Raw genomic sequence first — 10,643 nt, forward strand, 5'->3', positions numbered from 1 at the left:
GGGTTCGGCGCGGTTCCGCTGTCGCCCTGTGGCCCAGGCGCATCGGGAGCGGCGGCGGTCGGCGGCGCAGCCGCGGGCTCAGCAACCGGTACCGCGTCTGGAGCCAGCGGCGGTGGCCATTCGTTGTTCATGCCCAAGATCCTGCGGGCGTCCCCAATCACGGAAGCATCGACGTGGACGTCGTATCGGTTAGCCCGGATCTGGCTGCGGGAGACGAAGTCACGCTTACCGCCGGTCATCCAATAGGAGACCAAGCCGAAGATGATGCCGAATCCGGCACCATAGAGCAGGCCGAGCAGGATGATCGTGGTCGCGCTGAGATCCTCGGTCTTGGCGAAGAACGAAACGAAGATGCCGAGCAGCAGTCCAAACCATGCTCCGGTCATCAAGCCACCACCAGCGGCCCGGCCCCACGACATCCGGCCAAGAACCTGCTCGACCATTCGCAGGTCCACGCCGACGATCGCAACGGATTGGACAGGGAACTTGTTGTCCGAGAGCTTGTCAACGGCGGCTTGCGCGTCGAGGTACTCGTCATAAGTCGCGAGCACGGGGTTCTTGACGGGGTTGGGAAGGTCCTGCTTCATCTGGGCCATGACACAACGCTAACCCACGTACCGGCCGGTTCGCGTTGCCATGGGCGATACGTCAGCCACCGCCGCCGGGCAGCGCATCCTGGGCCTCGGCTCTGCCGCCGGGCAGCGCATCCTGCGCCTCGACTTTGCCGCCGGGATGAAACAGCGTGACGATGAAGGCAAGCGCAGTAATGACCGCCATGCCATAGAACACGTACTGCACGGCGTCGGCAAAGTCGCCCTGCAACGCCTTCATGATCTGCTCCTGCATGGCTGCTGGCGCTTGACTGATCCCCCCACCTGAACCACCAGATGAGTTGCCGGAGGCGGCCCGACTGGCGATGTCGGCAGCTTGAGACTCTGGCACGCCGAACCCGATCAGCGATGTGGTGATCCGACTGGTCACGACGCTGATCAGCATGGTGCCGAGAATGGCCATTCCTACACTCGAGCCGAAGTAGCGGATCGTCTGAGTGGCACCACTGACCTCGCCGTAGGACGCGTCAATCGCCCGGTTGACGGCATCGGTGTTGGCCGGACCGAGCATGAGTCCGATTCCTCCGCCGGTAATGATGATCCACGGCACTAGCGCATTGCCGTTGAGATCAGGCAGTCGTTGCGCCCACATGACGAAGCCGACCGTGGCGACCAAGGTGCCGACGATCATGGCCGACTTCGCGCCGGTCTTGTCCAGAATCCGGCCACCAACCTGGGCTGCGATGACGAAGCCCAGGAAGAACCACATCAGGAACAGTCCTGAGTTTGTCGCGCTGTAGCCGAGTGAGATCTGCGCGTAAAGACTGATGAAGAAGAACACTGGAATGAACGCGCCGGAGATGAGGAACAGCGAGAGGTTATCGACGCTGAATGCTCGGCCGCGGAAGATCCGCACCTTGAGCAGCGGCATTGCCACCTTGGTCTCGACGTAGACGAAGATCGCCAACACGATCAACCCAGCGGCGATACAGCCGATCGTTAGTGGGCTGCTCCAGCCCCAGGCGCTCGACTGCTGGAAGCCCAAGACCGCCAAGGCCATGCCAACCGCGACGAGGGCCGCGCCAGCCCAGTCCATGCTTTCGTCCTTGCGGTTCACTGGAATCTTCGCTAGCAACGTGAGGACTACGGCCAGAATGGCCACCGGCACATTGACCCAGAAGATCGCTCGCCAGTCGTACTCAGTGAGGTATCCGCCAGCGATCGGACCGACAGCCGTGAAGGCTCCCGTCAAGCCGAAGAACAGCGCCAGCGCCTTCCCGCGTTCGGAGATCGGGAAGACCGCCACCACAAGTGCCAGCGCAGCCGGGAACATGATTGCGCCGCCGAAGCCTTGCAACACTCGGAAGGCGATGATCCAACTCTGCGACAGCGCGCCAACCGGGGTCAAACCACACATGGCTGAGGCCACCGCGAATATGACCGTTCCCGCGACGACCATCCGTTTGTGGCCGACGATGTCAGACAGCCGACCGCCAAAGAGGAAGAACGCCGAGAGCGCAAGCAGATAGCCGTTGACGACCCACTGCACCCCCTCCTCGGACAGGCCGAGCTCGTCCTGAATTGTGGGTGCCGCGATCGAGATGATCGTCTGGTCGATGAACAGCATCGCAACGGCAAAGAGCATCGCAGCGAGGGCGAGGTATTTGGAGTGGCGCCATCCACTCGATGGGCCAGCGGCAGTTTCGGTCTTTTGCGCATCGCTCATGCGCGAATCCAAGCAGTTGTAGTCTCCCGATGCAGGCCTTGCGGGGAGTGGACATCCAACCCGTAGCAAGTTTGCGACGTGGCGGGCTTCGTCGTCGACCGAGGCTCACCGGCACGGTGGCGTTCTCCGACACTGACGGTTAGCTCAGTTATTGGTTGGCCGAGGCGGCCGCCCGACTCTCGGGCTAACCTCGCAGCTTGTAGTCCTCCAGCAAACGACGCGCGATGATCATGCGCTGAATGTCGGCAGTTCCCTCGCCGATCATCAGCATCGGAGCTTCGCGGTAGAGGCGCTCGATCTCGTATTCCTTCGAGTAGCCATAGCCGCCGTGGATGCGGAACGAATCTTCGACGACCTCTTTGCAGTACTCGCTGGCCAGGTACTTGGCCATGCCAGCCTCCAGGTCGTTGCGCTCGCCGGTGTCCTTCTTGACTGCTGCCTTGACCATCATCAGGTGAGCGGCTTCGACCTTGGTGGCCATCTCCGCGAGCCGGAATGCCACCGCTTGGTGCTCGGCGATCGGCTTGCCGAAAGTGACCCGCTGCTGGGCGTAGTCGACGCCTAGCTCGAACGCTCGGTTGGCCAAACCACAGGCGCGAGCAGCCACGTTGACGCGACCCACCTCGACGCCGTCCATCATCTGGTAGAAGCCGCGGCCGACCTCGCTACCGAGCAGCGCATCGCCTGGCAGGACAAAGTCCTCCATGACCAGTTCAGTCGTGTCCACGCCCTTGTAGCCCATTTTTTCGATCTTGCCGGGAATCGTGAGACCGGGAAGCACCTCGCCGAAGCCAGCGGGCTTCTCAATCAAGAACGTCGACATCTTCTTGTAGACCGAGGCACCCTCAGGCGCATCCTCATCGGTGCGAACCAGCACGGCGCACAGCGTTGACGAGCCACCGTTGGTCAGCCACATCTTCTGGCCGTTGAGGACCCACTCGTCGCCACGATGGACGGCCTTGGAGGTAATCGCCGCGACATCGGACCCACAGCCCGGTTCAGACATCGAAAAGGAGCCGCGCAAGTCGCCGGTGGCCATCCGCGGCAGGTAGTTCTGCTTCTGCTCGTCGGTGCCGTGCTGCATGATCATCCACGCCACAATGAAGTGGGTATTGACGACGCCGCTGACGCTCATCCAGCCGCGGGCGATCTCCTCGATGCACAGCGCGTAAGTCAGCAGGGATTCGCCGAGACCGCCGTACTCCTCGGGGATCATCAGCCCGAAGATGCCCATCTCCTTCATGCCCTCGACGATGTCGGTCGGGTATTCGTCGGCGTGCTCAAGCTGCTGGGCGACGGGGATGATCTCTTTTTCTGTGAATTCGTGCACCGCGTTGAGGATCTCGATCTGGACTTCATTCAGACCTTCGGTCTGGGCAAGCCGTCCCATCTGGCACTCCTTGAGCTAATCGGCAAAACGATGGCGGAACTACCTCTGGTCGGCGGCGGGCACAGTGCGCGAAAACGACCTCTATGAGTATCGCTCAGAGCAAAATCGGCTTACGGCTGACCCTCGCTGCTTGTGACCGTGATCCCTGCCGCGGTTGCCAATGCGAGGATGCGGTGAGCATCAGCAACGTGGAGGTTCTCGATCAGTTTTCCGTTCACGGTCGCCACGCCCTTGCCCGCCGCGGTCGCCTCATCGAATGCGGCGATGACGGCATTCGCGTGCTCGACCTCGGCCGGGGACGGCGCGAAGAGGCGGTTGGCGGGCTCCAGCTGGCTGGGGTGGATAAGGGTCTTGCCATCGAAGCCGAACTGACGGCCCTGCAGGCACTCGGCCGCAAAGCCCTCGGGGTTCTTCACGTCGTTGTAGACCCCATCGAGCAACTGCTTACCAGCGTCGCGGGCGGCCATGACGCACAGGCTCAACGCCGTGAGAATCGGAGTGCGGCCCGGCACATGCGCGGCGTGCAGTTCGGCAACCAGGTCATTGGTGCCCATGACCAATACCTGCAATCTGTCGCTAGCACGAGCGATGTCGGCAACGTTCGCCACGGCCTCGGGCGTCTCGATCATGGCCCACAGCGCAATGGTTTCGTCGCCACCGGCGGCAGTGATCGCGGCGTCTAGCCGGCGCACCTCGTCGGCGGAATTGACCTTTGGGACAACGATTGCGGCTGGCTTGGCAGCAACGGCGGCAGCCAGGTCCGCGTCGTGCCACTGCGTCCCGAGGCCGTTGATGCGGATGGTGATCTCGCGGTCGCCGTATTCACCGGACGTCGCTGCCGCGCATACGCGCTCGCGCGCCTGGGACTTCGCATCCGGGGCGACTGCGTCCTCCAGGTCGAGGATCAATGCGTCGGTTTCCAGCGTCTTGGCCTTCTCCAACGCGCGCTCGTTCGCCCCGGGCATGTACAGGACCGAACGACGTGGGCGTTGTGAACTCTGGGGGTCTGCCATCGTGATCAGCTCCCGTTCAGGTCGTAGGCAACGGCCAGTTCCGGGTCACGATCGGCCAGCGCACGCGCCAGGCTGAGGACAACCTGACACTGCTTGTAAGTCGCGTCGTCCTGCATCTTGCCGTCGATCATGGCAGCGCCCGTGCCGTCGCCCATCGCCTCGACGACGCGCTTGGCCCAGGCGACATCAGCGACCTCGGGGCTGAACACCCGCCGCGCGATCTCGATCTGCTTGGGGTGAAGTGTCCAGGTTCCGACGCACCCCAGCAGGAACGCATTGCGGAATTGGTCCTCGCAGGCGACCACGTCAGCGATGTCACCGAATGGGCCGTAGTACGGGAGGATGCCGTTGGCGGCGCAGGCATCGACCATGCGAGCGATCGTGTAATGCCAGAGGTCCTGTTGAGCCGTCGCGCGATCGCCGGTGATGTCGTCGCCGACCGGGTCGGTGCGCACAAGGTAGCTGGGGTGTCCGCCACCGACACGGGTGGTCTTCATTCGCCGACTTGCGGCCAAGTCCGCCGGGCCGAGCGAGATGCCCTGCATACGCGGGCTCGCGGCCGCGATCTCCTCCACATTGGCCACGCCGGCGGCCGTTTCCAGGATCGCGTGCACCAGGATCGGCCGATCGATCCCGGCCTTGGCCTCCAACTGGGCGAGCAGACGATCGATGTAGTGGATGTCCTCCGGACCTTCCACCTTGGGGACCATGATCACGTCGAGTTTGTTACCGATCGCGGGCACCAGTGTGAGTAGGTCGTCGAGTACCCAGGGCGAATCGAGGCTGTTGATCCGCGTCCATAGCTGCGTGGTGCCGAAGTCGGTCGCATTGGCGATCGCGACCAGGCCATCGCGCGCGGCTTCCTTCTTGTCAGCCGCAATGGCGTCCTCAAGATTGCCGAGGAGCACGTCTACCTGCTTGGCGATATCCGGCACCTTCGCCGCCATACGCTCGTTGCTGGGATCGAAGAAGTGGATCATCCGAGATGGCCGGAAGGGCACGTCATAGAGCGGAGCAGGAGCTCCAACAGCTAGCGGGCGGAAGAACGCTTTTGGGCTGCGCACAGCTTGCTCCCACGAGTTTGAGGCGAGTATTTGATCCTCCCAGTCTCGCACCGGCCCACTCTGAGTCACCAAAGCCCTCCGACAAATCGTGGTGACCGACACGATTCCCGGCCAGTTCCGGCCACTGGCCAAGCAGTTTCGATCGCGTCTTAGCCGCGATCTTTTGGGTAGCCTCGCCATATGGCCGGACTGACGACACGCGCGTTCGTCGCTCGCCTTGCCGGATCGGCCGTGTTTGACCCCAACGGCGATCAACTCGGCAAGGTCCGCGACGTCGTCGTCATGCTCCGAACCGACGGCAGCCCGGCGAGGGTCCATGGCATGGTCCTGGAGGTCTCACCCCGGCATCGGATCTTCCTACCGATGACGCGCATCACCGCCATCGAGAGCGGACACGCCATCGCCACCGGGTTAGTCAACATGCGCCGATTCGCACCCCGCCCGGCTGAGACGCTGGTCATGGCCCAGCTCCTCGACCGAAAAGTAACCGTCCGGACGACCGGGGAACCGGTCACCGTCGTCGACGTCGGAATCGACCAGAACCGGCAACGCGACTGGGTCATCGCCAAGTACTTCGTGCGCAAGGCCGGCAGTGGTCTGCGACGACGTGGCGAGACCCTCACGCTCGACTGGGACGAGATCTCCGATCCTTCGGTCGAGCAGCCAGACCAACCCGCCGATTCCCTGCTCAGCGCCATCGACGACCTTCGCCCAGCCGACATCGCCAGCCTGATCCACGACCTCCCCTTCAAACGGCAACTCGAGGTCGCCCAGAGCATGGACGATGACCTGCTTGCCGACGTGCTGGAGGAGCTACCGGACGCCGATCAGGTCGCCGTGTTGGCAATGCTCGACGACGATCGCGCCGCCGACATCCTGGAAGAGATGGACCCCGGCGACGCAGCGGACCTGCTAAGCGAGCTCACTCCGGAGCGGGCCGAAGAACTGCTTGGCTTGGTTGAGCCCGACGATGCCGAAGATCTGCGGCGACTGCTGACCTACGACGAGAAGTCCGCTGGCGGCATGATGACCACCGAACCGATCGTGATCGCGGCCGACGCGACCGTGGCCGAGGCACTGGCTCGGATCCGCAACCCCGACCTGCCGCCCTCCCTGGCCGCTCAGGTCTACGTCGTCCGGCCGCCACTGGAGACACCAACCGGCCGATTCCTTGGCGTGGTGCACTTTCAGCGGCTGCTGCGGGAACTGCCGGGCACGCTCGTCTCGGCGGTCATCGACAACGAGGTCGAGGCTGTCACGCCAGATACGGGCCTGGACGAGGTCGTGCAGCAGTTCGCGCGCTACAACCTCGTGGGATTGCCCGTCATCGACGGTGCCGACCACTTGCTGGGCTGCGTCACTGTTGACGACGTCATCGACCACATGCTGCCGGAAGACTGGCGCGAACAAGTGACAGGAGTCGAGCATGGCTGACTCGCGTTCACATCGCCGGGCGATTTCTCGTGATCGGTCACGAATCGATCAGCCACTCGAGCAACGACGTTCGCTGAAGGTGACTGTCGATCCGGAAACCGTCGGCAAGCTGTCGGAACGAATTGCCCGCTTCCTTGGGTCGTGGCGCTTCATCGGCTACATGACGGCTTTTGTTTTGACCTGGGTGTTGTGGAACCTGCTCGCGCCGCAGAGTCTGCGCTTCGATACCTGGCCTTTTATCGGCTTGACCCTGTTGTTGTCACTGCAAGCCTCCTACGCTGCACCGTTGATCTTGTTGGCCCAGAACCGCCAGTCCGATCGTGACCGTGTTCAGTACCAAGAGGACCGTGCCGACACCGACCGGTTGATCGCCGACACCGACTACCTTGCCCGCGAGATGGCTGCCCTGCGCCTTGGCCTCGGGGAAGTCACCACCCGGGACTTCATGCGATCGGAGTTGCGGGAATTACTGACCCACCTCAACGACGACCACGCCGACGACGATGCGGAGCGGTCGGAAACGTAGCATCGTTGGCATGTCTGACATCTCGCGCGATCGGATCGATGCCGCCCTCGCCACGGTCCAGGATCCAGAGATCCATCGCCCGCTTACCGATCTCGGAATGGTCAAGTCGGTCGACATCGCCGACGACGGCACCGTTGGCGTTGAGGTCTGGTTGACCGTGGGCGGTTGTCCGATGCGTGACGAGATCGTTACGCGAGTGACCGAGGCCGTTTCGAAGGTTCCCGGAGTCGCCGGCGTCAGTGTCGTTCTCGACGTCATGAGTGACGAGCAGCGCACGAGTCTGCGGGAGATGCTGCAGGGTCCGGCCAAAGACAACCCGTTTAACCGTCCGGGCAACACCACCAAGATCATTGCTGTGGCATCCGGCAAAGGTGGCGTCGGCAAGTCCTCAATCACCGCCAACCTGGCCGTGGCGTTCGCTGAACGTGGCCTGCGCGTGGGCCTAGTGGATGCCGACATCTACGGCCACTCGATCCCTCGGATGCTTGGCGTTGTTGAGGCACCAACAGTGGTGGACGGCATGCTGCTAACGCCGGAAGCACACGGCGTGAACGTCATTTCGATGCTCCCGTTCAAACCCGGTGGAGTCACCCAGGCCGTTGCATTCCGGGGGCCGATGCTTCACCGCGCGCTGGACCAGTTCCTGACCGACGTCTACTGGGGCGACCTGGATGTGCTGATGCTCGACCTGCCGCCGGGAACCGGCGACGTGGCAATCTCCGTCGGTCAACTACTTCCGCGAGCCGAGATTCTGGTCGTCACCACCCCACAGCCCGCAGCCGCGGAAGTGTCCATCCGAGCAGGCATGCTGGCCCAACAAACGCATCAGCGCGTCCTCGGCGTGGTTGAGAACATGAGTGGCTTCCCATGCCCGCACTGCGGCGAGCCGATCGATCTGTTCGGCACCGGCGGCGGTGCGCTGGTCGCCGAATCGCTCACCCGCGAATTGGGATCCGAGACCCCGCTGATGGGTCGGGTGCCCTTCGAAGTGCGTCTGCGGGAAGGCGGCGATGCGGGGGTACCGCTGATTGTGTCCGACCCTGCGTCCCCTGCGGCACAGGCCATCGCGCAGATCGCCGACACCCTGATGGCTCGTCCTCGTGGCCTGGCCGGCATGAGTCTGGGCCTAACCCCGGCAAGTCGAAGCTGATGAGTGCGTGCGTAGCGGCCGTGGCTGAGGGACACTAGCCAAATGTTGGACGTGGGTTGGGGCGAACTACTGCTGTTGGCAGTGGTGGCGTTGCTGATCTTCGGACCGGACAAACTTCCGAAAGCCGCAGCCGACGCTGGCAGGCTGGTCCGGCGCCTGCGGGAGATGGCCCAAAGCGCCCAGAAAGACCTCGGCGGCACCGGCGTGGACATCGAGGGCATCAAGAACGACCTGCGCAGCGTGGCCGACCTTCACCCCAAGCGAATCATCTCTTCCGCGTTGGCAGAGCCCACCTTCGACACGAAGCCGGCAGCTAGCGCTGAGAAGTCCGCACCGATTGCCGATGCTGGGGCGGCCGGGGCCAGTGATGCAGGTACGCCGGGAGCCCCTGCTGTCGGCGGTCTCCCGGGGCCCAAACCAACGTCGGCTCGCCTCGATCCGGACGCCACCTGACGCCCCGACCGCTGGCGCCCGTTGCACCCGACCTCAGCGTTGCTGGCGCTTCGGCCCTAGCTGGCTAGCCGTTCTTGCCGTCGAGCTTGACCTTGACGTCCTTGGTAGATCCGCCAGGACTGGCCACCGTCAGCGTGATGGTTTCTCCAGGCGAGAAGGTGCGAATCGATGACAACAAATCGGTCGCGTTGTCGATCTGCTGCCCGTTGACTGCCACGATGACGTCGCCAGCCTTAATCCCCTGGCTGGCAGCGGGGCCACCGGAAACCGAACTCTTGACCTCGGCGCCAGGTCCGGGGTATTCCAGGTTGATCTGGACGCCGACGATTGGCACAACCGCTTTCCCGGTCGCGATGATCTCGTCGCCGATCCGCTTGGCGATGTTGATGGGGATAGCGAAGCCGAGCCCGATCGATCCGCTCTCGCCGCCTTGGGCCGATCCGAGTGTGGCGATCGCCGAGGTCACGCCGATGACCTGTGACTCGCTGTTAACCAGGGGCCCACCGGAGTTGCCGGGGTTGATCGCGGCGTCTGTTTGCAGGGCACTGATGAACGACGCCTCGCCTTGTCCGCCCGTCGTTACGGGGCGTCGAAGAGAACTAATGATTCCGCTGGTGACGGTTCCGTCGAGGCCCAAGGGCGAGCCAATTGCCACAGCGGCATCCCCGACGACGACCTGGTCGGAGTTGCCTAAGGTGGCCGCTGGCAGCCCTTCCTTGCTCACCTTCAGGATGGCGATGTCATATGCCGGACTCGTTCCGACGATCTTCGCCGGACTCGTCGAGCCATCGTTGAATTGGACGGTCACCTCAGGAGTGCCTTGCCCACCGGCCCGGACGACGTGGTTGTTGGTCATGAGGTATCCGTCGGGACGGATGACAAACCCCGACCCAGTGCCACCACTGTCGCCAGACCTCACCTGGATCGAGACGACCTGCGGGAGCATCTTCTTGGCGATGGCGGCAATCGAGTTATCTGCTCGCGGCGACAGGTTCTTTGGATCGGCGGGGTTGAACTGACCCTGCCCACTCGCGACGGAGTTGCCAGAGGTCGAATCGGCAATGAGGTAGCCACCGGCACCGGCCACGCCACCGGCGATCAGGCCGGCAACCACCCCAGCGATTACGGCCTTCTTGGTGGCGCTGCTGCCTTCCGATGGGGTGCCCATCGCAGGAGTCTTGGGTAGCGGAGGAATCGGGGTCGTGTACTGGTACGGCGCATAGGCGGGTTGTCCGTACCCAGGCTGCGGTTGTCCGTACCCGGCCTGGGGCTGCTCGTACCCGGCCTGGGGCTGCTCGTACCCGGCCTGGGGCTGCTCGTACCCGGCCTGGGGCTG

The 10,643-nt window shown here is 63.5% G+C and carries 10 protein-coding genes; 4 read left to right on the forward strand and 6 right to left on the reverse strand.

What is annotated here, in order from left to right; genetic code table 11:
- The 5 genes from KAZ48_05535 to KAZ48_05555 form a co-directional block, all read right to left on the reverse strand.
- The coding region (locus KAZ48_05535) for a hypothetical protein (GenBank protein MBP7972240.1) at positions 1-596 on the reverse strand (596 nt) is incomplete at its 3' end.
- Between the two features lie 52 nt (positions 597-648).
- Positions 649-2,277, reverse strand: coding sequence for an MFS transporter (locus KAZ48_05540; protein MBP7972241.1), 1,629 nt, complete (start codon positions 2,275-2,277; stop codon positions 649-651).
- A gap of 184 nt (positions 2,278-2,461) precedes the next feature.
- Complete coding sequence (locus tag KAZ48_05545; GenBank protein ID MBP7972242.1) at positions 2,462-3,667, reverse strand: acyl-CoA dehydrogenase family protein; 1,206 nt, start codon at positions 3,665-3,667, stop codon at positions 2,462-2,464.
- Between the two features lie 110 nt (positions 3,668-3,777).
- A complete protein-coding gene (locus tag KAZ48_05550; protein MBP7972243.1) occupies positions 3,778-4,680 on the reverse strand; it encodes a CoA ester lyase in 903 nt (300 codons plus the stop codon).
- Between the two features lie 5 nt (positions 4,681-4,685).
- Complete coding sequence (locus KAZ48_05555; GenBank protein MBP7972244.1) at positions 4,686-5,744, reverse strand: CoA ester lyase; 1,059 nt, start codon at positions 5,742-5,744, stop codon at positions 4,686-4,688.
- A 180-nt stretch (positions 5,745-5,924) separates the two neighbouring features.
- On the opposite strand from KAZ48_05555, the gene KAZ48_05560 reads away from it, so the two are divergent.
- Genes KAZ48_05560 through tatB form a run of 4 tightly spaced genes read left to right on the forward strand, consistent with a single transcriptional unit; the run spans position 5,925 to position 9,307 of the window.
- The gene (locus KAZ48_05560; GenBank protein MBP7972245.1) at positions 5,925-7,178 is read left to right on the forward strand and encodes a magnesium transporter; all 1,254 of its coding nucleotides are present in this window, start codon (positions 5,925-5,927) and stop codon (positions 7,176-7,178) included.
- Complete coding sequence (locus KAZ48_05565; protein ID MBP7972246.1) at positions 7,171-7,704, forward strand: DUF1003 domain-containing protein; 534 nt, start codon at positions 7,171-7,173, stop codon at positions 7,702-7,704. Before KAZ48_05560 ends, KAZ48_05565 begins: the two co-directional genes overlap by 8 nt.
- A 10-nt stretch (positions 7,705-7,714) precedes the next feature.
- Positions 7,715-8,854: an Mrp/NBP35 family ATP-binding protein gene (locus tag KAZ48_05570; protein ID MBP7972247.1), complete on the forward strand. Its 1,140-nt coding sequence runs from the start codon at positions 7,715-7,717 to the stop codon at positions 8,852-8,854.
- A 42-nt stretch (positions 8,855-8,896) separates the two neighbouring features.
- Positions 8,897-9,307, forward strand: a complete 411-nt coding sequence (tatB, locus tag KAZ48_05575; protein MBP7972248.1) for a twin-arginine translocase subunit TatB — start codon at positions 8,897-8,899, stop codon at positions 9,305-9,307.
- A 64-nt stretch (positions 9,308-9,371) separates the two neighbouring features.
- Here tatB and KAZ48_05580 read toward each other — a convergent pair.
- A partial coding sequence (locus KAZ48_05580) for a trypsin-like peptidase domain-containing protein (GenBank protein ID MBP7972249.1) occupies positions 9,372-10,643 on the reverse strand: 1,272 nt, incomplete at its 5' end.

Source organism: Candidatus Nanopelagicales bacterium (assembly GCA_018003655.1).
Lineage (GTDB): Bacteria > Actinomycetota > Actinomycetes > S36-B12 > UBA10799 > JAGNDY01.

What these genes read in the sequence shown, in the direction of transcription:
- KAZ48_05540 (MBP7972241.1), bottom strand. Translation starts at nt 2,277, where the DNA reads ATGAGCGATGCGCAAAAGACCGAAACTGCCGCTGGCCCATCGAGTGGA.
- KAZ48_05545 (MBP7972242.1), bottom strand. Translation starts at nt 3,667, where the DNA reads ATGGGACGGCTTGCCCAGACCGAAGGTCTGAATGAAGTCCAGATCGAG.
- KAZ48_05550 (MBP7972243.1), bottom strand. Translation starts at nt 4,680, where the DNA reads ATGGCAGACCCCCAGAGTTCACAACGCCCACGTCGTTCGGTCCTGTAC.
- KAZ48_05560 (MBP7972245.1), top strand. Translation starts at nt 5,925, where the DNA reads ATGGCCGGACTGACGACACGCGCGTTCGTCGCTCGCCTTGCCGGATCG.
- KAZ48_05565 (MBP7972246.1), top strand. Translation starts at nt 7,171, where the DNA reads ATGGCTGACTCGCGTTCACATCGCCGGGCGATTTCTCGTGATCGGTCA.
- KAZ48_05570 (MBP7972247.1), top strand. Translation starts at nt 7,715, where the DNA reads ATGTCTGACATCTCGCGCGATCGGATCGATGCCGCCCTCGCCACGGTC.
- tatB (MBP7972248.1), top strand. Translation starts at nt 8,897, where the DNA reads ATGTTGGACGTGGGTTGGGGCGAACTACTGCTGTTGGCAGTGGTGGCG.